Here is a 21,875-nt window from a genome sequence, read left to right as displayed (position 1 = left end):
TGCGAAGGTGTTCCCGCGAGGGAGCGTCAGGGAATGACGACGACCGGGCGCTTGGCCCGCTTGGCGAGCCGCCCGGCGACGGAGCCGAAGAGCCGTCCGACGATGCCGTGCGTGGAGCCGACGACGATCGCGTCCGCCTCGTACTCCACCCCGACCTCCTCGAGTTCGTGGCAGATGTCGCCGCCGCGCTCGACCAGGATCCAGGGGACCTCGGCGAGATAGTCGGCGCAGGCCAGTTCGAGGCCGAGCACCTCGGTGCGGTGGTCCGGGACGTCGACGAAGACCGGCGGCTCGCAGCCCGCCCACACCGTGGTGGGCAGCCGGTTGGCGACATGGACGATGATCAGACCCGCCCCGGAGCGGTGGGCCATGCCGATGGCGTAGGCGAGGGCCCGCTCACTGGATGTGGAACCGTCGAAGCCCACGACGACGCCGTGCTTGAAGGCGGGATCGCAGGAGTGGCGTGACTCTTCCGCCGCGAGGGGATCGGCCGCCGTGGGATCGGCGACGGGCCGCTTGCGGTCCGCGGGTTCGAAGAATTCGTGACCGGCCATGGCTGTCTCGGCGTTGTGATCCTTTGATGGATGGGCTCGCGAGCGGAGCTCCGTGACGGATGCGGCGGTCTCGGGAAAGCGGTGTCCGGGAATGGTCTTCCCAAGCCCATACCCCAAGGGTACGGCGGCACGCCTCCTTAGCCCAGATACCCGCGCGAGGTCCGTGCGGGTTCCAGGGAGCATGCACGAGGGTGCGCCCGTAACGCAATGGTTGCTGCGGTGTACAGGCGGTTTGCGCTGAAGCACGCCCCCGCCCGGCGAGAACCCGATCGTCCACCAGTGACCGACGGCCCGTCCCCGCGTTGATCACCACGAGCCGTCCGCCCGGTACTCCAGGAGCACACACAGGCATGACCGGACCCCGCACCCCCTCCGAGGACAGCGTGACCGAGGTGGTCCGCTGGGCGGCCTTCAGCTGTGTCCTGGTCCCCGTCGTGCTCCTCTGGTACGGCACCTCGTTCGCCGGCGCCGCCGGCACCGCCTTCGGCCTCGCGGCCGTCACCGCCGCCTGCCGCCTGCTGCTGCGCCGGTCGGAGCGCGGGGCGGCCCGCGCACGGGACATGGAGCGCGCCGGCCCGTCGCCGCGCCGTCGCGGCCGTCACCATCGCACCGGGACCGGTGCGCATCGCGGTGGACGGCACACTGGACGGATTACACCGGGCGGCTGACCGGTTTCCGCGCACGCACGCGTTGGTTTTCAGCCAACTTCCGGCGCGCGGGCATCCCCTGCCCACCACACCCCCCAACCCCCGCCCCACCTGCGCGAAAAGGCCCCGGAGGCCCCCGCGCACCGTATGGGGATCGGCCACTGCCACAAGGCGTACTTCCCTGCACGGCGCGGGAGTGCAACGCTTCGTGATCGAATGCTTCACGCCAAGTTGCCAAGTCGACAATGTGCCGAGTGCCGAACCGGCCACTGCGGCACGGCGCGACACAGTAGATTCGATCTTGACTGTCTACGGCGGGGGACTCGTGCAGGACCGAGGGGAAACGTGCAGGAGCGACACAACCGAGGAGCCGCGACCACCGAGGGGGGCTTAGCAGGATGAGCCACGACTCCACCGCCGCGCCGGAAGCCGCGGCCCGGAAACTCTCCGGGCGACGCCGCAAGGAGATCGTCGCGGTGCTGCTGTTCAGCGGCGGCCCCATCTTCGAGAGTTCCATACCGCTGTCGGTGTTCGGGATAGACCGCCAGGACGCCGGCGTGCCGCGCTACCGACTACTGGTGTGCGGCGGCGAGGAAGGCCCTCTGCGGACCACAGGAGGCCTGGAACTCACCGCGCCACACGGCCTGGAGGCGATCTCACGGGCGGGCACGGTCGTCGTGCCGGCCTGGCGTTCGATCACCTCGCCACCACCGGAGGAGGCTCTCGACGCGCTGCGCCGGGCCCACGAGGAGGGCGCCCGCATCGTCGGGCTGTGCACCGGCGCCTTCGTCCTCGCGGCGGCCGGCCTGCTGGACGGCCGTCCGGCGACGACCCACTGGATGTACGCACCGACGCTGGCCAAGCGCTATCCGTCGGTCCACGTCGATCCACGGGAGCTGTTCGTCGACGACGGCGACGTGCTGACGTCGGCCGGCACCGCGGCCGGAATCGACCTCTGCCTCCACATCGTGCGGACGGACCACGGCAACGAGGCGGCCGGAGCGCTCGCCCGCCGCCTGGTGGTCCCGCCGCGCCGGACCGGCGGTCAGGAGCGCTACCTCGACCGGTCTTTACCGGAGGAGATCGGCGCCGACCCGCTCGCCGAGGTCGTCGCCTGGGCGCTGGAGCACCTGCACGAGCAGTTCGACGTCGAGACGCTGGCGGCCCGCGCGTACATGAGCCGCCGCACCTTCGACCGCCGTTTCCGCTCGCTGACCGGCAGCGCCCCGTTGCAGTGGCTGATCACCCAGCGGGTCCTCCAGGCGCAGCGCCTGCTGGAGACGTCCGACTACTCGGTCGACGAGGTCGCCGGACGCTGCGGCTTCCGCTCGCCGGTCGCATTGCGCGGGCACTTCCGCCGCCAGCTCGGCTCGTCGCCGGCCGCGTACCGGGCGGCGTACCGCGCCCGGCGCCCGCAGGGCGACCGGCCCACCGAGCCGGAGCACACCGTCGGCACCGGCCACACCCCGCAGGGCCCGCCGCCCGCCCCCTACCCGGAGGGCGGACCGGTCCCGCTGCAGACCCGGCGCACCCCCGCTCCCGTGGGGTCGCCCGCGCCCGCCGACCACGGACGCGAGCTGTACGTCGGCGGCCGGGCGAGTCTGCCCGGGCAGCGCAGCGGAGCATGACCTCGTGACGCCGGGCGGGCGCAGCGCCGCCCGCCCGGCGTCCCGGCGCGCCCCGGGTGCGCCGGAGGCGACACCGGGCATCCGAAACAAGGGCGCCAGCTTTAGGGTGGTCGCATGAACGATCGCATGGTGTGGATCGACTGCGAGATGACCGGCCTCTCGCTGTCCGACGACGCGCTCATCGAGGTTGCCGCCCTCGTCACCGACTCCGAGCTGAACATCCTCGGCGAGGGGATCGACATCGTCATCCGCCCGCCGGACTCGGCGCTGGAGACGATGCCGGAGGTGGTGCGTCAGATGCACACCGCGTCCGGTCTGCTCGACGAACTCGCCGGCGGCACGACGCTCGCCGACGCCGAGGAGCGGGTCCTCGCCTATGTCCGCGAGCATGTGAAGGAGCCCGGCAGGGCGCCGCTGTGCGGCAACTCCGTGAGCACCGACCGGGGCTTCCTGCTGCGGGACATGCCGAGGCTGGAGAACTACCTCCACTACCGGATCGTGGACGTCTCCTCGATCAAGGAGCTGGCCCGCCGCTGGTACCCGCGCGCCTACTTCAACAGCCCCGAGAAGAGCGGCAACCACCGCGCCCTCGCCGACATCCGCGAGTCGATCGCCGAGCTGCGCTACTACCGCGAGGCCATCTTCGTACCCCAGCCGGGGCCCGACTCGGACACCGCCAAGGCGATCGCCGCCAAGCACGTCCTGCCTGCTCAGTAGGGGTGCGGGAGGGGTGCCGGGCGGCGCCGCGGAATGTGTGCGCGAGCACCCCTTCGGACCCTGTACACTTTTTCTCGGCCGGTCGGGGAAACCCGGATCCGGTCGTGGTGGGTGTAGCTCAGCTGGTAGAGCACCTGGTTGTGGTCCAGGATGCCGCGGGTTCGAGTCCCGTCACTCACCCTCACCGATCAGCCGGTGACCTCATGGAGGTCACCGGCTGATCTCGTTCCAGGATCCACCGGGTCCGGCCCCGCCCTCACGACGAGGCGCGGGTCACCAGCTCCGTGGCCAGCACCACCTGCGTCCGCTCCGCCAGGCCCCGGGACACCGCGGGCCGCCGGTCGGCGATCTCCGTGAGCAGGAGATCTATCATCTTGCGGCCCATCTCCTCGATGGGCTGACGGACGCTGGTGAGGGGCGGATCCATATGGCGGGCGATGGCCGAGTCGTCGTAGCCGACAAGCGCGACGTCCTCCGGGATGCGCCGGCCCGCCTCGCGCAGCGCCTGCCGGGCGCCCGCGGCCGTCACGTCCGAGGCGGCGAAGACGGCGTCCAGGTCGGGGCGGCGCGCGAGCAGCGCCCGCATCGCGTGGACACCGCCCTCCTCGGTGAAGTCGCCCGCCTCGATCAGCAGCTCGTCGGCGGGACGGCCGGCGTCCCGCAGGGCGTCGCGGTAGCCGTCCACACGCCGTTGGGCGCCGTAGACGTCGAGGCGGCCGGTGATGTGGGCGATGCGGCGGCGGCCGTGGGAGACCAGGTGCTCGACGGCTGAGCGGGCGCCGCCGTAGTTGTCGGAGTCCACCGAGGTCAGGGTCTCCGCGGCGGAGCGCGGGCCGCTGATCACCGCGGGGATGTCCAGCTGGGCCAGCATGTCGGGCAGCGGGTCGTCGGCGTGCACGGAGACCAGCAGGACGCCGTCCACGCGGTGCGCGGCCAGGTACTGGGCGAGCCGGCGCCGTTCCTTGTCGCTGCCCGCGAAGATCAGCAGGAGCTGCATCTCGGTGTCGGACAGCTCGGCGCCGACGCCCCGCAGCATGTCCGAGAAGTACGGCTCGGCGAAGAAGCGCGTCTCGGGCTCGGGCACGACCAGCGCGATCGCGTCCGTGCGGTTCGCCGCCAGCGCGCGGGCCGCCGTGTTCGGGACGTAGCCCAGCTCCGCGACCGCCGCCTCCACCGCGGCGCGCGTGGCGTCGCTGACCCGCGGCGAGCCGTTGATCACCCGGGAGACGGTGCCACGGCCCACACCGGCCCGGGCCGCCACCTCTTCGAGGGTGGGCCGGCCGCCGCTGCGGCCCCGCGTTCCGTGGGTTGCCATGGGCTCCGCCTCCGTTGACCGTGTCGTCGGCCTGGAATTTAACAGTCCCGTCCGGCACGGAACCGTGTGCGGGGGACAGTGATCGACTTTCCCCCCTCGGCCAAGTCCCGCCGTTTTTGGCCGGTTTGGCTCCCTGAGTGCTCGGGGCGCGGGGTTTGTTAACAGGCCGATAACTGAACGCACGAGTGCGTGTCCGGTCCCTTGACACCCCCGCCCCGACCGACGAACCTTCAACTCATCACCTGTGGGAGCGCTCCCACAGTACCTGACACATACATGTCCCGCACGTTCCCCGCCCGAGCCGCAGCTAGCAAGATGAACGGGCCCAACAGTGCAGTTGGCCGGGGGGTCGGCACGTCAGGCAACAGGAGGACGCAATGCGCACGAGTACCCGCGGGTCCCGCCGGCTGATGGCCCTCGCGGCCGTGGCCGCGCTGACGACAGGGCTGCTCGCCGGCTGCGCCGAGGACTCGGACGACGGCTCTTCGAACGAGGGCGGTGGCAACGGCGGCGGGGGCAAGACCACGCTGACCATCGGCACCTTCGGTGTCTTCGGCTACAAGCAGGCCGGCCTCTACGACGAGTACATGAAGCTGCACCCCGACGTCAGCATCAAGGAGAACGTCACCACTCGTACCGACGTCTACTGGCCCAAGACCCTGACCCGGCTCCAGGCCGGCTCCGGCACCGACGACATCCAGGCGATCGAGGTCGGCAACATCACCGAGGCCGTCCAGACCCAGGCCGACAAGTTCGTCGACCTCGGCAAGGAGGCCGACAAGTCCCAGTGGCTGGACTGGAAGAACACCCAGGCCACCACCAAGGACGGCAAGCTCATCGGCCTCGGCACCGACATCGGCCCGATGGCGATCTGCTACCGCAAGGACCTCTTCGAGAAGGCCGGCCTCGAGACCGACCGCACCAAGCTCGCCGAGCAGTGGAAGGGCGACTGGGGCAAGTACGTCGACCTCGGCAAGCAGTACATGAAGAAGGCGCCGAGCGGCACCAAGTTCGTGGACTCCGCGTCCTCCGTCTACAACGCGGCCCTCGGCGGCGAGGTCGAGCGGTACTACGACAAGGACGGCAACGTCGTCTGGGACAAGTCCGCCGGTGTGAAGAAGGCGTGGAACGTCGCCATGGACGTGGCGACCAGCGACATGTCCGCCAAGCTCAAGCAGTTCGACAAGCCGTGGGACCAGGGCTACGCCAACGGCACCTTCGCCACCGTGGCCTGCCCCGCCTGGATGATCGGCTACATCCAGGAGAAGTCCGGTGAGGCCGGCAAGGGCAAGTGGGACGTGGCGGCGGCGCCGACCGCGGCCAACTGGGGCGGTTCGTTCATCGGCGTGCCGACGGCGAGCAAGCACCAGAAGGAGGCCGTCGCCCTGGCGAAGTGGCTGACCGCGCCCGAGCAGCAGGCGAAGGTCTTCGCCAAGCAGGCCAGCTTCCCGTCGACCCCGTCGGCGTACGGGAGCCTGAAGCCGGCGGCCGCCACCCAGGAGTACTTCTCCGGCGCGCCGATCACCCAGATCTTCTCGGACTCCGCCAAGACGATCCCGACCCAGTACCTGGGCACCAAGGACCAGCCGATCGGCACCGCGATCACCGACGTCGGCATCCTCCAGGTCGAGCAGAAGGGCAAGTCCCCGGCGCAGGGCTGGGACGCCGCCACCGCGGAGATCAAGGACGTGCTCGGCCAGTGAGCAGTCCCAAGCAGGCCCTCGCGCATCCCGCGTCGAGCGCCGACGCCGCGCCCGGTGATCAGCCGGGCGCGGCGCCCCGCGCTCACGGTCGCGGTACGCCATCTCCGGGGAACGACTCCTGGCGCAGCCGGCTGTACCGCTGGGACATGAAGGCGTCGCCGTACGCGTTCATCGCCCCCTTCTTCATCGTGTTCGGGGCGTTCTCGCTCGTCCCGCTGCTCTACACGGCCTGGTACTCGCTGCACGACGTGCAGCTCGCCAACCTCGACGGCCAGACCTGGGCCGGCCTGAAGAACTACGAGAACCTGCTGTCCTCGGACTTCTTCTGGAACGCGCTGTGGAACACCTTCACCATCGGCGTCATCTCCACGGTGCCGCAGCTGGTCATGGCCATCGGCCTGGCCCACCTGCTCAACTACAAGCTGCGCGGCTCGACCGTGTGGCGGGTCGTGATGCTCACCCCGTACGCCACCTCGGTGGCGGCGGCGACGCTGGTGTTCGTGCTGCTGTACTCGTGGGACGGCGGCATGATCAACTGGCTGCTGGACTTCGTCGGCATCGACCCGGTCAACTGGCGCGAGTCCGACTGGGGTTCGCAGTTCGCGGTGTCGTCCATCGTGATCTGGCGCTGGACCGGCTACAACGCGCTGATCTACCTGGCCGCGATGCAGGCGATCCCGGCCGACCTCTACGAGTCGGCGGCGATCGACGGCGCCAACCGCTGGCAGCAGTTCATCCATGTGACGGTCCCGCAGCTGCGGCCGACGATCCTGTTCACCGTGGTCGTCTCCACGATCGGCGCGACCCAGCTCTTCGGTGAGCCCCTGCTGTTCGGCGGGGTCTCCGGTTCCAAGGGCGGCTCCGAGCACCAGTACCAGACGCTCGGTCTGTACATGTACGACCAGGGCTGGATCATCGGCAACCTCGGCAAGGCGTCCGCCATCGCCTGGACGATGTTCCTGATCCTGCTGATCGTCGCCGTGATCCAGCTGCTGATCTCCCGACGGCTGAGGAAGTCCCAATGACCGCGACAGAACTCACGCTCCCTCGGGCCGAGGAGCCCGCGAAGCCCCGTCGCGAGCGGACCCGGGTGATGGGTGCCGGCAAGCAGCTGCACGCCGGTCCGCTCACCTATGTCGTGCTCACCCTGTTCGCGCTGGTCTCGCTGGCGCCGCTGGTGTGGACGGCCGTCGCGGCCTCGCGCACCAACCAGCGCCTCGCCGAGACGCCCCCGCCGCTGTGGTTCGGCGGGAACCTGTTCAAGAACATGGAGCGGGCCTGGGAGGAGGGCGGCCTCGGCACGGCCATGTTCAACACGATCTTCGTGGCCGGCATGATCACCATCAGCACGGTGCTGTTCTCCACGCTCGCCGGCTTCGCCTTCGCCAAGCTCCGCTTCCGGTTCTCCGGTGCCCTGCTGCTGCTGACGATCGGCACCATGATGATCCCGCCGCAGCTGGCGGTCGTGCCGCTGTACCTGTGGATGGCGGACCTCGGCTGGTCGAACCAGCTCCAGACGGTCATCCTGCCGACCCTGTGCACGGCCTTCGGCACGTTCTTCATGCGGCAGTACCTGCTCCAGGCGCTGCCGACGGAGCTGATCGAGGCGGCGCGGGTGGACGGCGCGAGCAGTCTGCGCGTCGTATGGCACGTGGTGTTCCCGGCGGCACGGCCCGCCATGGCCGTCCTCGGCCTGCTGACCTTCGTATTCGCCTGGAACGACTTCCTGTGGCCGATCATCGCCCTGAACCAGGAGAACCCGACCGTGCAGGTCGCGCTCAACTCCCTGGGCACCGGCTATGTCCCGGACCAGGCGGTGATCATGGCGGGTGCCCTGCTCGGCACGCTGCCCCTGCTGATCGCCTTCCTGCTGTTCGGCAAGCAGATCGTCGGCGGCATCATGCAGGGCGCGGTCAAGGGCTGACGCGCTTCCCCGTCGCACGGCCACCCGGGGGCCGCGTCACCGTCGCCCCGGCCCCCGGCTCCTCCCCCTCCCCTTCCCCCCTACTCGTACCCGTCGGTCTCCACGACCTCCTATGGGAGCGCTTCCATGCCTGAGCCCATGTCCCCCGTGTCCTTCCCCTCCACCTTCCTCTGGGGCGCCGCGACCTCCGCGTACCAGATCGAGGGTGCGGTCCGGGAGGACGGACGCACCCCGTCGATCTGGGACACCTTCGCCCACACCCCGGGCAAGACGGCCGGCGGCGATCACGGTGACGTCGCCGTCGACCACTACCACCGCTACCGCGACGACGTGGCCCTGATGGCCGGCCTCGGCCTGGGCGCGTACCGCTTCTCGATCTCCTGGTCGCGGGTGCAGCCCACGGGGCGCGGGCCCGCGGTCCAGCGGGGCCTGGACTTCTACCGCCGGCTGGTGGACGAACTGCTGGCCAAGGACATCAAGCCGGCCGTCACCCTCTACCACTGGGACCTGCCGCAGGAGCTGGAGGACGCGGGCGGCTGGCCGGAGCGCGACACCGCCTACCGCTTCGCCGAGTACGCGCAGATCGTCGGCGAGGCGCTCGGCGACCGTGTGGAGCAGTGGATCACGCTCAACGAGCCGTGGTGCAGCGCCTTCCTGGGCTACGGCTCCGGGGTGCACGCGCCGGGCCGCACCGAGCCGGCCGCGACGCTGCGCGCGGCCCACCACCTGAACCTCGCGCACGGCCTCGGCGCCAAGGCGCTGCGCTCGGTGATGCCCGCGCGCAACTCGGTGGCGCTGAGCCTGAACTCCTCCACCGTGCGCCCGCTGACGCAGGACGCCGCGGACCTGGCGGCGGCCCGCAAGATCGACGACCTGGCCAACGGGATCTTCCACGGCCCGATCCTGCACGGCGCCTACCCGGAGAGCCTGTTCACGGCGACCCGGCAGCTCACCGACTGGTCGTACGTCCAGGACGGCGACCTCGCCACGATCCACCAGCCGCTCGACGCGCTCGGCCTGAACTACTACACCCCCGCGCTGGTCTCCGCGGCCGGCCCCGACCACACCGGGCCGCGCGCCGACGGGCACGGGGCGAGCGAGCACTCGCCGTGGCCCGCCGCGGACGACGTGCTGTTCCACCAGCCGCCCGGCGACCGGACGGCGATGGGCTGGTCGATCGACCCGACCGGGCTGTACGACCTGATCATGCGGTACGAGCGCGAGGTGCCGGGCCTGCCGCTGTACATCACGGAGAACGGCGCCGCCTACGACGACAAGCCCGACCCCGAGGGCCGGGTGCACGATCCGGAGCGGATCGCCTATCTTCACGGCCACCTGGCGGAGGTCCGCCGCGCCCTCACCGACGGCGCGGACGTCCGGGGCTACTACCTGTGGTCCCTGCTGGACAACTTCGAGTGGGCGTACGGCTACGAAAAGCGCTTCGGCGCCGTGTACGTGGACTACACGACGCTCGAGCGGACGCCGAAGTCGAGCGCCCACTGGTACGGCAAGGCCGCCCGCACGGGCACGCTGCCCGAGGTCGACGAGGTCTTCTAGACCGGCCGGTCGACCGGGCACGGAGCGGGGGGCGGGGCGCGGCGCGGATTAGGGGACGCGCCGCGCCCCGGCCGGATGGGGGGAAGGCCGGCCGGGGCGCGCCCCCCGTGGGTGGCGCGGCCCGCTCGGTCGTGCGCGGGCCGCGCGTCGCCGGGCGTGAGCCGGGCGACGTCGGTGGCGAGCGGTCGGTCGCAGGCGGTCGGCCTGCGAACCGCCGGTCGCGGGCCGTCAGTTGTAGGCCGTCAGTTGTAGGCCGCGAAGGCCTTCGAGAAGGCGAACTTGTCCTGGAGGATCGAGCTGCACGTGGCGTCCGCGGCCGGCTTCTCGCCGCCCGCGCACTGCTGGTCACGGGTCGCCGACCACATCGACAGCCAGGCCAGGCCCTTGGACTTGGCGAAGTCCACCAGCTGGGTGGCGTCGTCGACCTTGAAGACCTCCGTGACGACGTCGTTGACGCCGATCATCGGGGTGACCGCGACGGTCTTCCAGGCGGCGTCGTCGGAGAGGCCGAGCACGCCCTTGATCTGGGCCTGGGTGGCGGTGGCCGCCTGCTCGGCGTACGTGCCCATGTCGCCGCTGTAGGCGGGGCCGTAGTCCATCGCCATGATGTTGACGGCGTCGATGCGCACGCCGTTCCGCTCGGCGTCGGCGAGGAGGTCGACGCCGGGCTGGGTGAGGCCCTCCGGCATGACCGGGAGGGTGAAGGAGACGTCCAGGTCCGGGTGCTGCTTCTGGAGCTTGGCGATCGCCTGCGCGCGGCGGGTGTTGGCCGCTTTGTCGGGCAGCGCGCCGCCCTCGACGTCGAAGTCGGCCTTGGTCAGCCGGTAGGCGTCAACGACCTTGCCGTACGCCGCCGCCAGCGCGTCCGCCGAGGAGCAGGTCGTGGCGAGCTCGCTGCCGGCCGCTCCACCGAAGGAGACGCGCACGTCGCCGCCCTTGGCGCGCAGGTCGCCTATCTGGGCGGCCACCGCGTCGGCGCCGATGTCCGTGACACCGCCCCACTTCGGGGTGCAGCCGCCGCCGTCGGTGACGAAGGCGAGGTTGTAGTTCTTCACGCCGGTCGCCGCCGCGCTCGCCGCCATGTCGAACGCCGGGTAGAGCGAGGTGTCGATGTACGGGGCGAAGCCGGCCGCGGCCTTGGTGCCGGTGCCCGGGCTCTGGGAGGGCTTGCCGGTGGGGGTCGCGGAGCCGGAGGGCGTGGCGGTGGGCCGCGGTGCCGTCGCCGTGGGGGTGGGCTTCGGCGTGGCGGTCTCGGTGGGGCGGCCGCTCGGCTCGGGCGTCGCGGTGTCGTCCGTGGAACACCTCGTGCCGTCGATCAGACAGCTCTTCGGTGACGCGGTGCCGCTCACCACGAAGCCGACCGTGATCGACTCGCCGGGCGCGAGACCGTCGGTGTCCCACTTCGGCGGGGTCACAGTGACATGGCCGTCGCGCACGCTGGACTCGGCGTTCCACAGGGAGCTGAGCTTCGAGCCGGACGGCAGGTCGAACTCCAGCTTCCAGTCCTTCTTGACCTCACCGGTGTCGTTGGTGACGACGTACTGCGCGGTGTACCCGGTCGACCAGTCGCTGGTCCTCGTGTAGACGGCGCCGGCGCCGGCCGCCTGGGCCGTCCCGGTGACCACGAGCGCGCCGCCGCCGACCACGGCCGCGGCGACGAGACCGCCGATCGCCTTGTTCCTGCCGCTGATCCTGCGCCGGTGGGTGCTCATCGCGTGTCTGCCCTCGCTGTTCGGGGGTGGGGGGTGGGTGCGGCAGCACGCTAGCGATCGGGAATCGGACAAAGGTCCTGATCCGGACGGCGGCCGGGGACCTTAGGGTGCGCTTAAGGAAGGGATCGGGAGCGGTTAAAGGTCGAGACCAATCGGCCGGGTCGGCGCCGCCGCACGGCGCCGCGGTGCCCCCTGCGGACCGGTGCCCTGCCGTCGAGCTGTATCCACAGGCGTACTTCGGTCCCGCCGAGCACCGAGGAGCCGATCCGTACGTCACCGCCGGTGGACTCCGCGAGCCGCCGCACGATGTCCAGGCCCAGCCCGGTCGAGCCGGCGCTCCCCGAGCCGTGCCCGCGCGCCATGGCGGCCTCGGGGTCGGCGATGCCGGGCCCGGCGTCGGAGACGAGCACGATCACGGCGTCCTCGCCGTTGTGGACGTCGACCGCGAAGGCGGTGCCCTCGGGGGTGTGCCGGAAGACGTTGCCCAGGAGGGCGTCCAGCGCGGCCGCCAGGTCCGCCCGGGCCACGGGTATCCGCACCGGACGGTCCACGCCGGCCACCCGCACCTTGCGGCCCTCGTCCTCGGCGAGCGCCGACCAGAACGCCATCCGCTCGCGCACCACCTCGGCCGCGTCGCACCCGGCGCCCGGTCCGGCCGCGACCGTCTGCGGCTTGGCCTCGCGTGCCGTACGGATGATGGTGTCGACCTCGCCCTCCAGCTGGGCCACCGCGGCCCGGGTCTGGTCGGCCGCCGGGCCGTCCCCGAGGGAGGCCGCGTTCAGCCGCAGAACGGTCAGCGGGGTGCGCAGCCGGTGGGACAGGTCGGCGGCCAGCTCCCTCTCGTTGGCGAGGAGTTGTACGACCTGGTCGGCCATCGCGTTGAACGCGACCGCCGCGAGCCGCAGTTCCTTCGGCCCCTCCTCCGGGACGCGGGCGCCGAGCTTGCCCTCCCCCAGTTCGTGCGCGCCCTCGACCAGGCGCTGCGCGGGCCGCACCATGCGCACGCCCAGCCGATCGGCGACCGCGACCGAGCCGACGATCAGGGCGACGCCGACGCCGGCCAGGACGGCCCAGGCGGTGGCCAGCCCGTTGGTGACCTCGGAGTCGGGGACGTACACCTCGACGACGGCGATCTCGCCGGTGCTCAGCGCGACCGGCTGGAGCAGCGTGGAGCCGCCGGGCACCTCGGTGGTGGAGGCGCGGCCCAGCCGGCGCACGGTCGCGACGTCCCCGGCGGCGGCCCGCCGCCGGCCGAGGTCGACGGCGGCGCTCCTGCCCGACGCCGGGATGTGGACGGCCATGCCGGCGTCCGACCCGGCGGAGGCGACGACGCGCTCCAGCTGGTCCCGGTCGGTGGTGATGGACAGCGCGGGGGCGACGGCGGCGGCCTGCCGCTCGGCGTTGGAGAAGGCGCGGTCGCGGGCCATCTCCCGGATGACGAGTCCGAGCGGGACGGCGAAGGCGAGCACGACCATGGTGGTGACCGCCAGGCTGACCTTGACCAGCGCCCATCTCATCGCGGCTGCTCCCCCACGGGGTCCGCGCCGAAGGACTGCACGGCCGGCGGCTCCAGCTTCACGCCGACGCCCCTGAGGGTGTGCAGATAGCGCGGGTTGGCCGCCGTCTCGCCCAGTTTGCGGCGCAGCCAGGACAGATGGACGTCGATGGTCTGGTCGTCGCCGTAGGACTGCTGCCAGACCTCGGCGAGCAGCTCCTTGCGGGGGACGACTACGCCAGGCCGTCCGGCCAGGAAGGCGAGCAGGTCGAACTCGCGCCGCGTGAGGTCCAGGCGCACCCCGTCCAACTCGGCCTGGCGGCGCAGCGGGTCGACGGTGAGCCCGCCGACGCGCAGCACGCTGGAGGGTGCCGCCTCCACTCCGCCGGCCCGGGCGCGGCGGAGCACGGCCGCCATCCGGGCCGACAGGTGCTCGACCGAGAAGGGCTTGGTCAGATAGTCGTCCGCGCCGGCGTTCAACAGGCGGACGACCTCCGCCTCGTCGTCCCGTGCCGTGGCGATGATGACCGGCACGTCGGTGATGCCGCGCAGCATCTTCAGGGCCTCGGAGCCGTCGAGATCGGGCAGGCCGAGGTCCAGGATGACCACGTCGAAACGGTAATGGGCGACCTCGCGCAGCGCCTCCAGCGCGGTGCCGACGCTGCGCACCGTGTGGGTGGCGTCGGTCAGGTGCCGGATGAGCGCCGAGCGCACGAACTGGTCGTCCTCGACCACGAGCACACTTGCCATGCGCCGCACCGTACGCCATGGCGGCGAGACCGGTCCGGGCCTGTGGACAACTCGGCCGCTGTGGAAGGGGACACGACACCCGTGGGGCGCGTGAGGCAGTATGGCCCGCGATGCACAGAGGAGTCGTACACGTACTCGCGTGGTCGCTCGCCACGGGCGCGGCGGTCACGCTGTCGTGGTGGGGGGTCCACACGGTCATGGCCGGGACGGTCTACGACCGGCCGCGCGCCCTGCCCATCACGGCGGCCGACGTGACGACGCGGGACTCCGAGCCGCTGGCGTCGTCCACCAACCGGCCGACGCCGTCGCCGAGTCCGTCGACCCGCTCCCCCAAGCCGTCGCGCACGCCCAGCACTCCGGCCACCTCCGCCCCACCGCCAAAAACCTCCCCTCCCGCCTCCTCCCCGGACGCCGCGGGCCAGGTCAAGAGCTACGACACCGACGGCGGCCGGGTCGTCTTCGACATCGGCGAGTCCTCGGCGTCCCTGGTCTCGGCCGCGCCGGGAGCGGGCTGGTCGATGCAGGTGTGGAAGACGGAGTCGTGGATCCGGGTGGAGTTCAGCGCGGGCGCGGACCGGGTGTCGGTCTTCTGCACCTGGCACGACGGGCCGCCGCGCGTGGAGATCGGGACATATTGAGCCCATCGCCCCGCCCCGGATACTGCCGGGGAAGCGGGGAGAGCCGTCGGCTAGGCTGACCGACTCGAACACATGAGTGAGTAGCAACGGGGGTTGCCTCATGTGCACTTGGGCTGTTTCGCCATGCTCCGGGAAGCGCTTCGGCCGACGGGGCGGGAGCCGACGTGGCTTCTGACTTCTCGCGGCTGATGAAGCAGGACTTCTCCGACCTGGAAGCCGCGATCAAGTCGTGGCGCGGGCTGTCGACGACCACGGACTCGCTCACCGACCGCCACCGCCGGCGGTGACTGGGCCGCTGCACCAGTCCTGGAAGGGCGACGACGCCGATGCGGCCCTGTACTACCTGGAGGACGTCGAGTCGCGCATCGGTGTGGTCGAGACGGAGGCCATGGCCATCGCGGAGGTCCTCGACACCACCCGGTTCTGGATGGAGCAGGCCCAGACCGACCTGCGCAACGCGGTGCAGCGGGCGGAGCAGGACGGCTTCGACGTCGACGACGACGGCTGGGTGAGCGACCGGACGACCTCGGACCTCCCCCGCCAGGATCCCGAGGCCCAGCAGATCATCGCCGACCGCAGCGCCCTGCTCGGCGAGCACCGCGCCGCCATCGACAAGGCGCTGACCGCCGCGCACAAGGCGAGTGACGACGGCGCCAAGGCCCTCGGGGAGCTGAACGGCGACATCCTCACCGACCCGCTCAGCCATGACGCGGCGGCGGAGTCCACCCAGGACGTCAAGAACGCGATGAAGGCCGTGGGCGTCCAGGCCCCACAGATCCCCTCGGACGATCCGAAGGCCGCCGCCGAGTGGTGGAAGGCCCTCAGCCCGGAGGAACGCCAGGCTTACACCACGCTCTATCCGAAGCAGATCGGAGCGACCGACGGCCTGCCGACGGACGTACGGGACGACGCCAATCGCACGGCGCTCGGCCAGGAAATGAACCTGATTCAGGAGGGCAACTGGGACGAAGGGTTCCCCGGGGACTCCGACGAAACGGTCAACAAACGCCTCGACAACCTGCAGATGCTCAACGACCGGCTCGAAGCGTCGGACAGCGCCCCGAAGGGCAGGGAGCTGTACCTCCTCGGCTACGACTCGAAGGACGATGGGCGGGCCATCATCGCCATGGGCAACCCGGACACCGCGGCGCACACAGGGATCCTCGTACCAGGGACCAACACGGAGATGAGCGGTGTGGATGGCCAGCTCACCCGCATCGACAGGCTCCAGAACTCCGCCGCGAAGCAGTCCGACGGCGAGAGCGTGGCGATGATCACATGGATCGGCTACGACGCCCCGGAGTTCAAGCCGACCGACCCCGGCAGCGTCGCCACGCGGGACCGGGCCGAGGATGCGGCTCCGGACCTGCGGCAGTTCGTCGCGGGCACCCAAGCCGCTCACGACGGGTCGCCCAGTCACACCACTGTCCTCGGGCACAGCTACGGCACCACGGTGGTGGGCGCCGCGGCAGCGGGGGGCGACGGGCTGGGAGCGGACGACGTCGTCGCGGTCGGCAGCCCGGGCATGACCGTGAACCGCGCCTCCGACCTCCAGATGGACCCGGAGCACGTGTGGATCGGCACGGCGCAGGACGACGCCGTCGCCAACAACACCTCCGACTACACCCTCGGCCGCGACCCGATGCTGGGAGGCTTCGGTGGGAACAACATCCGGATCGACACACATGGACACAGCGGTTACTGGGACGAAGGAAGCCGCTCGCTGGCCAACCAAGGAGCGATCATCGCGGGGAAGCCGCCCGCGGAAGCTCCCAAGGAGGGCTCCGAGTTGCCCCCCGAGGGCTACATCGTCCCCGGACTCTAGGTCCTTTCTCCGCACGTTGCTCGCTGTCTTCGCGATCCTGCTCTCAACTGGAGGTTGTGTGTCCCAGGGTGACGACGTCAACGCCCCGCTGCCGCGCATGGCGAAGGACGAGGCATTGCGGTGGGCCAAGGACTACACCGCCTACATGGCGAAGCTCACCGACGTGGAGCTGCTTCCGGACACGGAGAAGGTCCACTTCGAGGACTGCCTCGGAAAGAACGACGAGGTGGCCGAGGACGGCCGGTACAGCCTCTTCTACTACGTCTACTCCCCCGCCCCGGCCAGCGACCACACCCGCATCGTGCGCCGACTGCGCAGCGAACTCCCCAAGCGGGGCTACGAGGTGACCGACTACCGGGAGTTCAAGAACGCCTACGAGTCGGCCATACTCGGGGCCCGCAACAAGAAGAACAACTACACGGTCGAGGCGGACACGGTCGGCTCCGGGAAGAACAAGCCTCAGCGCTTCTCCTTCGCCGTGCGCACCCCCTGCATGCTCCCACCCGGCGCCAAGCAGCAGCAGTTCTGACCGGCTGAGAGGAACCGAACGTGTCCCGGACCACCGACGTCGACCCGGCCGAACTGCGCGCGTCCGCCGGAGCCTGCGACGACATCGCGCACACCCTGAAAGAGCCGGCTGACAACGCCGTCAAGGAGTCGAGGACCGCGGGCGGCTCCCTCGCGGGCTGGTCCCTCGGCCCCGCCCTGACGGAGATCGCCACCAGCTGGAAACCGGCCCTCGACGGGCTGCACGCCCGCATCCAGGCCGGCCGCGACAACCTCAGGTCGTCCGCGGACGGCCACGAATGGAACGAGGAGCGGACAGCCCAGGACTTCGAGAAGACCGGCACCGCGACCCAGGCCACCCCCGGCGCGATGCCCGCCGTCCTGCTCCCGAGCCCCGGCGAGCGGCCCGTCCTCGGGCATCCGGGCGGTTCCCCGGGCGTCCAACCTGTGCACCGTGGGTCCGGCGACGGCATCCCGGACCCGCGCACCTCGTACGGCACCACCATGCCGACGTACGACGCGACGGTCAGTACGCGCCTCACCGCCGCCACGAACGACTTCGGCTGATGCCGGCGACATCGACGGGGACGCTCCGCGCGGTCGTCACGGTTCTGGCCGCCCTGCTTCTGACAGGCGGCTGCACGTCCGGAAGTGAGGATCCGAACGTGCCCCTGCCCCGGACAGCGAAGGACGACGCCCTGCGGTGGGCCAAGGATCGCACCGCGTACATGGCCGAGATCACCGACGTCCAGCTGAAGCCCTCAACGGCCACCGTGCACTTCGAGAACTGCCTGGGAGCGAACGACGAGGTCGCCGAGGACGGGCGATACAGCCTCTTCTACTACGTCGACTCCCTCGCGCCCGTCACCGAGCACACCCGCGTCGTGCGGACGCTCCGCCAAAAGCTGGAGAAACAGGGATACGAGGTCACGGGCTACCGGGAGTTCAAGGACGCTTACACGTCGGCGGTGTTCAGGGCCAATGACCGGAAGAGCCACTACCGCGTCACGGCCGAGACCGTCGGCTCCGGGAAGACCAAGCCCCAGGCGCTCTCCTTCGCCGTGCGCACCCCCTGCATGCTCCCGCCCGGCGTCGAACAACAGCAGTTCTGACGGCCTAGGTGAACGCCGACTCCGGCGGGGCCGGGGAGTCGACCGCCGACGCGTCCGTGACCGGGGTCGCGCCCCCGGTGAAGTCCCGCAGGGAGCGGCCGTGTTCGACCCGGCCCGGATGCGGGTCGGAGGCGGCGCGGCGGGTGAGTTCGGCGACCGGGAGCGGCTGGTCGGTGGCAAGGAGCACGGCGTTGCCGAAACGCCGGCCGCGCAGCACCGTGGGGTCGGCGACCAGGGCGACCTCGGCGAACCGGGCGGCGGCGGTGGCGATCTGGCCGCGCAGATGCGTGAGCGGGGGGCCGTCGGCGAGGTTGGCCGCGTACCAGCCTCCCGGCGCGAGCACCCGGCGGACCTCGTCGAGGAACTCCGTCGAGGTGAGGTGGGCCGGGGTGCGGGCACCGCTGAAGACGTCGGCGATGACGAGGTCGGCCCAGCCGTCCGGCACCTTGGCGAGCCCTTCGCGCGCGTCGACGGAGCGCACCCGGATGCGGGCGGTCCGGTCCAGCGGGAGTTCCCTGCGGACCAGGCCGACGAGGGGCGCGTCCCGTTCGACGACCTGCTGGGTGGAGCGGGGCCGGGTGGCGGCGACGTAACGCGCGAGGGTCAGGGCGCCGCCGCCGAGGTGCACGGCCCGCACGGGCTTGCCGGGCGGGGCGACGAGGTCGATGACATGCCCGAGCCGGCGCTGGTACTCGAAGGAGAGGAAGGCCGGGTCGTCCAGGTCGACGTGTGACTGGGGCGCCCCGTCGAGGAGCAGGGTCCAGGCCCGCGCCCGGTCCGGGTCGGGTATGAGCTCGGCCAGCCCGCCGTCGACCGTCTCGGTGACGGAGGCCGCGACGGCCCCGCGCCGGGACTTCCTCGACTTTCCCATGCGGCCATTATCCCGGCGCACGGTCCACGCCTCGCGCCCCGGGCCGGGGCGCGAGTCAGCCGTCCGTCACCGGCAGCCGTCGGCGGCCCGGATCAGCCGGGCGGCCTCGCCGAGCGCCGCCCGCAGCACCGCCGGGTCGGTCGCGAGGTCGGCCTCGCCGGGCGGCAGCAGCCAGCCGGAGCCGTCGACGGGCCGCTCGGGGTGTGCGTCCAGGCTGAGACCCCGTCCGTCGGTCTCGGTACAGGTGCTGCCGGGCATGTCCCAGGCGGCGGCCGTGCCGGGCGGGACGACGAAGCCGAGGGTGTCGCAGCCGCCGTCGTGCAGGACGGGCCCGACCCCGTCCCCGGCGCCGCGCCGCAGGATGTCGACCGCCTCGAGGCCCTGGCGCGCCGGGACCGTGACCACGTCGCACCCCGTGCCCGGCGGCTCGCCGCACTCCCCGGCCGGCGTCTGTCCCGCCGCCGTCGACGCGGCTCGGGGAACGCTGCTCTGGCTGGTCTCCAACCCGACCTCCACCACGGAACCCTTTCAGCAAGTCCGGATAGTTCAACGCGGCACAACGTCAACGGCTACGGCGGAAGTCCGCCGCAAAGGATGGCAGTTCATGGCAGATCCAGGATGAGATATCCGTTTTGTAGCTAAACACTGTGTGGCGGCTTCGCTACAGCAGGTACGTTCTTGCCCGCCGGAGACAGGGGCGCCCCACGGATCACGGTCCGTCTCGTCCCGACCCCGGCATGGTTCGACGGTTCGCACGAGAGGACCCGGCCATGGCGTCGTCAGACCTGACCTCGTCCCAGCTCCCCAGGCCATCGCGGCCGAACACCGCCTTCCGGCAGCTGCGCGGGCAGCACTCGCCGGCCGAGTTCGCCGCGGCGGTCCGCCGGGCCGCTCGCGAGATCGGTGAGCGGGTCAGCTGTGACGCGCGGTACATCGGACGGGTGGAGGCCGGCGAGATCCGCTGTCCCAACTACGCGTACGAACGGGTGTTCCTACACATGTTCCCCGGCCGCACGCTCACCGACCTCGGCTTCGCGCCCCGCTCGACCGTCCGCGGACGCCGGGCGCACGCGGTGGAGGAGGCGCCCGGCGCACACACCGCGCGCCCGGCACACGCCACAGACCGGACGAGAGGTGCCCACGAGCCGTACGACCGTAACAACCCGCAGGATCCGTACGCCGCGCGCGTGCCGTTCGGCACCGCGCAGAACCACGAGGAGAGCGACGTGCTGCGTCGCGCATTCATGACCGGTGGGGGCGCCACCGTGGCCGCCGCCTCCCTGACCCCCCTGGGCCTCGCCCATGACGCCGCCGCCACGGACCGCCCCTACCGGCGGGTCGGGGTACGCGAGGCCGGCGCGCTGGAGGACGCCGTCCGCCGCATCCGGCTGCTCGACGACCGGCACGGCGCCGACGGCCTCTACCGGCGCGCGGCCGCACCGCTGCGGACCGCCTACGAACTGCTCGACGCCGGTACGGCCCGGCAGGCGACCAGCGAACGGCTGCACTCCGGCGCGGGCGAACTGGCCATCTCGGTGGGCTGGCTGGCCCACGACTCCGGCCGTTTCGACGACGCGCGCTCGCACTACGCGGAGGCCCTGGCGACCGCCCGGATGGCCGGGGACGCGGCCCTGGAGGCACACGCCTTCTGCAACACCTCCTTCCTGGCCCGCGACGCGGGCCGGCCCCGGGAGGCGGTCCGTGCCGCGCAGGCCGCCCAGCGCGTGGCGCGCGCTCTGGGCTCGTCCCGGCTGATGAGCCTGCTGTCGCTGCGCGAGGCGGGCGGCTGGGCCGGGCTCGCCGACCGCACCGGCTGCGAGCAGGCCCTGGTGCGCGCGCAGGCCCTCTACGAGCGGGGCCACTCGGACGCCGACCCCGAGTGGATGAGCTTCTACGGAGAGGCCGAGCTGGAGATCCTGGAGGCGCAGTGCTGGTCGACGCTGGGCAACTGGCGGCGCGCGGCCCGGCACGCGGGGCGCGCCGCCCACCTGCAGGACCCCCACTTCACACGGAACATCGCGCTGTACACGGCGGAGCTGGCGGACGACCTGGCCCGCGGCGGCAGCCCGGACGAGGCGGCCGCGGCCGGGATGCGGGTGCTGGACCTGCTGGACCAGGTGCAGTCCTCGCGGGTGCAGACCATGCTGGCCGGCACGGCGCGGGTGCTGCTGCCGCACCGTCGCGCGAGCGGGGTGTCGGCGTTCCTGGACCGGCACGCGTCGCTGCCGCGCACCGCGTGAGGGACGCCTCGGACGTCAGGGGCTCATATGGCCCAGGTCGTTCCAGCTCTCGATCGCGGGCTCGCCGTAGGCCCAGCCCAGCACCGACAGCGAGGTCGGGTTCAGCCGGAGCCGGGACGCGAAGTCCAGCGGCAGCCCCAGCCAGCGCGCGCCGATGGACCGGAGGATGTGCCCGTGCGCGAAGACCAGCACGTCCCGGTCCGCCTCGCGCGCCCAGGCGACGACCTCGTCGGCCCGGGCCGTGACCTCGGCCAGGCTCTCGCCGCCGGGGACGCCGTCCCGCCAGATCAGCCAGCCGGGCCGGACGGCCTGGATCTCCGCCGGCGTCATGCCCTCGTAGGCGCCGTAGTCCCATTCCATGAGCGTGTCCCAGGTCCGCGCGCGCTCGCCGAAGCCGGCGAGGTCGCATGTCTCCCGCGCGCGGGAGAGCGGGCTGGTGCGCACCTCGACGTCCGTCAGGGCGTCGAAGGGCGCGCGGTGCAGGCGCTCGCCCAGCAGTTTCGCGCCCCGGCGGCCCTCCTCCAGAAGGGGGACGTCGGTCCTGCCGGTGTGCTTTCCGGCCAGCGACCAGGACGTCTGTCCGTGCCGGGCCAGCAGCATGCGCGATGCCATGGACGGGGGACCTTCCGGGAGGTACGAGCGGTGGAACCCGTCCATCATCGCGTACGGCGTGTCAGGGC

At 71.6% G+C, this 21,875-nt stretch carries 22 protein-coding genes and 1 tRNA gene; 15 read left to right on the top strand and 8 right to left on the bottom strand.

What is annotated here, in order from left to right:
- Positions 1 to 26: 26 nt before the first annotated feature.
- Positions 27 to 554, bottom strand: a complete 528-nt coding sequence (locus ABZ899_RS00815) for a universal stress protein (RefSeq protein ID WP_361338790.1) — start codon at positions 552 to 554, stop codon at positions 27 to 29.
- 350 nt (positions 555 to 904) lie between these two features.
- Between ABZ899_RS00815 and ABZ899_RS00810 the strand changes: the two genes are divergently transcribed.
- The 4 genes from ABZ899_RS00810 to ABZ899_RS00795 all read left to right on the top strand — a co-directional run bounded on the left by ABZ899_RS00810 (position 905) and on the right by ABZ899_RS00795 (position 3,726).
- Positions 905 to 1,222, top strand: a complete 318-nt coding sequence (locus tag ABZ899_RS00810) for a hypothetical protein (RefSeq protein ID WP_361338787.1) — start codon at positions 905 to 907, stop codon at positions 1,220 to 1,222.
- Between the two features lie 377 nt (positions 1,223 to 1,599).
- The gene (locus ABZ899_RS00805) at positions 1,600 to 2,829 is read left to right on the top strand and encodes a helix-turn-helix domain-containing protein (RefSeq protein ID WP_361338785.1); all 1,230 of its coding nucleotides are present in this window, start codon (positions 1,600 to 1,602) and stop codon (positions 2,827 to 2,829) included.
- Between the two features lie 114 nt (positions 2,830 to 2,943).
- Positions 2,944 to 3,546: an oligoribonuclease gene (orn, locus tag ABZ899_RS00800; RefSeq protein WP_361338783.1), complete on the top strand. Its 603-nt coding sequence runs from the start codon at positions 2,944 to 2,946 to the stop codon at positions 3,544 to 3,546.
- 107 nt (positions 3,547 to 3,653) lie between these two features.
- Positions 3,654 to 3,726, top strand: a tRNA-His gene (locus ABZ899_RS00795).
- 76 nt (positions 3,727 to 3,802) lie between these two features.
- Here ABZ899_RS00795 and ABZ899_RS00790 read toward each other — a convergent pair.
- Complete coding sequence (locus tag ABZ899_RS00790) at positions 3,803 to 4,861, bottom strand: LacI family DNA-binding transcriptional regulator (protein WP_361338781.1); 1,059 nt, start codon at positions 4,859 to 4,861, stop codon at positions 3,803 to 3,805.
- A gap of 377 nt (positions 4,862 to 5,238) precedes the next feature.
- Between ABZ899_RS00790 and ABZ899_RS00785 the strand changes: the two genes are divergently transcribed.
- From ABZ899_RS00785 to ABZ899_RS00770, 4 genes are all read left to right on the top strand, one after another.
- Positions 5,239 to 6,564 (top strand): ABC transporter substrate-binding protein, encoded by a 1,326-nt coding sequence (locus ABZ899_RS00785; RefSeq protein ID WP_361338778.1) that lies wholly within the window; start codon positions 5,239 to 5,241, stop codon positions 6,562 to 6,564.
- A complete protein-coding gene (locus tag ABZ899_RS00780; protein WP_361338775.1) occupies positions 6,561 to 7,589 on the top strand; it encodes a sugar ABC transporter permease in 1,029 nt (342 codons plus the stop codon). The genes ABZ899_RS00785 and ABZ899_RS00780 overlap by 4 nt, the downstream gene beginning before the upstream one ends.
- Positions 7,586 to 8,488, top strand: a complete 903-nt coding sequence (locus tag ABZ899_RS00775) for a carbohydrate ABC transporter permease (RefSeq protein ID WP_361338773.1) — start codon at positions 7,586 to 7,588, stop codon at positions 8,486 to 8,488. Before ABZ899_RS00780 ends, ABZ899_RS00775 begins: the two co-directional genes overlap by 4 nt.
- A gap of 126 nt (positions 8,489 to 8,614) precedes the next feature.
- A complete protein-coding gene (locus ABZ899_RS00770; protein WP_361338770.1) occupies positions 8,615 to 10,045 on the top strand; it encodes a GH1 family beta-glucosidase in 1,431 nt (476 codons plus the stop codon).
- A gap of 242 nt (positions 10,046 to 10,287) precedes the next feature.
- On the opposite strand, the gene ABZ899_RS00765 is transcribed toward ABZ899_RS00770, so the two are convergent.
- The 3 genes from ABZ899_RS00765 to ABZ899_RS00755 all read right to left on the bottom strand — a co-directional run bounded on the left by ABZ899_RS00765 (position 10,288) and on the right by ABZ899_RS00755 (position 14,002).
- Positions 10,288 to 11,757 (bottom strand): cellulose binding domain-containing protein, encoded by a 1,470-nt coding sequence (locus ABZ899_RS00765; protein ID WP_361338767.1) that lies wholly within the window; start codon positions 11,755 to 11,757, stop codon positions 10,288 to 10,290.
- A gap of 113 nt (positions 11,758 to 11,870) precedes the next feature.
- Positions 11,871 to 13,274 (bottom strand): HAMP domain-containing sensor histidine kinase, encoded by a 1,404-nt coding sequence (locus ABZ899_RS00760; protein WP_361338766.1) that lies wholly within the window; start codon positions 13,272 to 13,274, stop codon positions 11,871 to 11,873.
- Complete coding sequence (locus ABZ899_RS00755) at positions 13,271 to 14,002, bottom strand: response regulator transcription factor (RefSeq protein ID WP_361338763.1); 732 nt, start codon at positions 14,000 to 14,002, stop codon at positions 13,271 to 13,273. The genes ABZ899_RS00760 and ABZ899_RS00755 overlap by 4 nt, the downstream gene beginning before the upstream one ends.
- Positions 14,003 to 14,112: 110 nt before the next feature.
- Between ABZ899_RS00755 and ABZ899_RS00750 the strand changes: the two genes are divergently transcribed.
- The 6 genes from ABZ899_RS00750 to ABZ899_RS00725 all read left to right on the top strand — a co-directional run bounded on the left by ABZ899_RS00750 (position 14,113) and on the right by ABZ899_RS00725 (position 18,084).
- Positions 14,113 to 14,640: a hypothetical protein gene (locus tag ABZ899_RS00750; protein WP_361338760.1), complete on the top strand. Its 528-nt coding sequence runs from the start codon at positions 14,113 to 14,115 to the stop codon at positions 14,638 to 14,640.
- A gap of 164 nt (positions 14,641 to 14,804) precedes the next feature.
- A complete protein-coding gene (locus ABZ899_RS00745; protein WP_361338758.1) occupies positions 14,805 to 14,927 on the top strand; it encodes a hypothetical protein in 123 nt (40 codons plus the stop codon).
- A complete protein-coding gene (locus ABZ899_RS00740; protein WP_361338755.1) occupies positions 14,924 to 16,465 on the top strand; it encodes an alpha/beta hydrolase in 1,542 nt (513 codons plus the stop codon). The genes ABZ899_RS00745 and ABZ899_RS00740 overlap by 4 nt, the downstream gene beginning before the upstream one ends.
- A 58-nt stretch (positions 16,466 to 16,523) precedes the next feature.
- Positions 16,524 to 16,994 (top strand): hypothetical protein, encoded by a 471-nt coding sequence (locus ABZ899_RS00735; RefSeq protein ID WP_361338753.1) that lies wholly within the window; start codon positions 16,524 to 16,526, stop codon positions 16,992 to 16,994.
- A gap of 20 nt (positions 16,995 to 17,014) precedes the next feature.
- On the top strand, positions 17,015 to 17,539 hold the full coding sequence (locus ABZ899_RS00730) for a type VII secretion target (protein WP_361338751.1): 525 nt from the start codon (positions 17,015 to 17,017) through the stop codon (positions 17,537 to 17,539).
- Between the two features lie 98 nt (positions 17,540 to 17,637).
- The gene (locus tag ABZ899_RS00725; RefSeq protein ID WP_361338749.1) at positions 17,638 to 18,084 is read left to right on the top strand and encodes a hypothetical protein; all 447 of its coding nucleotides are present in this window, start codon (positions 17,638 to 17,640) and stop codon (positions 18,082 to 18,084) included.
- A gap of 4 nt (positions 18,085 to 18,088) precedes the next feature.
- Here the strand turns inward: ABZ899_RS00725 and ABZ899_RS00720 are convergent, their stop codons facing one another.
- Together ABZ899_RS00720 and ABZ899_RS00715 are read right to left on the bottom strand one after the other, a co-directional pair.
- Positions 18,089 to 18,955: a fused MFS/spermidine synthase gene (locus ABZ899_RS00720; protein WP_361338746.1), complete on the bottom strand. Its 867-nt coding sequence runs from the start codon at positions 18,953 to 18,955 to the stop codon at positions 18,089 to 18,091.
- A 66-nt stretch (positions 18,956 to 19,021) separates the two neighbouring features.
- The gene (locus ABZ899_RS00715) at positions 19,022 to 19,360 is read right to left on the bottom strand and encodes a hypothetical protein (protein ID WP_361339520.1); all 339 of its coding nucleotides are present in this window, start codon (positions 19,358 to 19,360) and stop codon (positions 19,022 to 19,024) included.
- 365 nt (positions 19,361 to 19,725) lie between these two features.
- Here ABZ899_RS00715 and ABZ899_RS00710 point away from each other — a divergent pair, with 365 nt between their 5' ends.
- Positions 19,726 to 21,195, top strand: a complete 1,470-nt coding sequence (locus ABZ899_RS00710) for a hypothetical protein (protein ID WP_361338743.1) — start codon at positions 19,726 to 19,728, stop codon at positions 21,193 to 21,195.
- A 15-nt stretch (positions 21,196 to 21,210) separates the two neighbouring features.
- Here the strand turns inward: ABZ899_RS00710 and ABZ899_RS00705 are convergent, their stop codons facing one another.
- The gene (locus ABZ899_RS00705) at positions 21,211 to 21,807 is read right to left on the bottom strand and encodes a histidine phosphatase family protein (RefSeq protein WP_361338740.1); all 597 of its coding nucleotides are present in this window, start codon (positions 21,805 to 21,807) and stop codon (positions 21,211 to 21,213) included.
- Positions 21,808 to 21,875: the final 68 nt, after the last annotated feature.

Origin of the sequence: Streptomyces sp. NPDC046859, assembly GCF_040645135.1 — a bacterium.
In the GTDB taxonomy this organism is placed as follows: domain Bacteria; phylum Actinomycetota; class Actinomycetes; order Streptomycetales; family Streptomycetaceae; genus Streptomyces.
The sequence above is the reverse complement of the archived record's forward strand: the minus strand, read 5'-3'. Positions and strand labels throughout refer to the sequence as shown.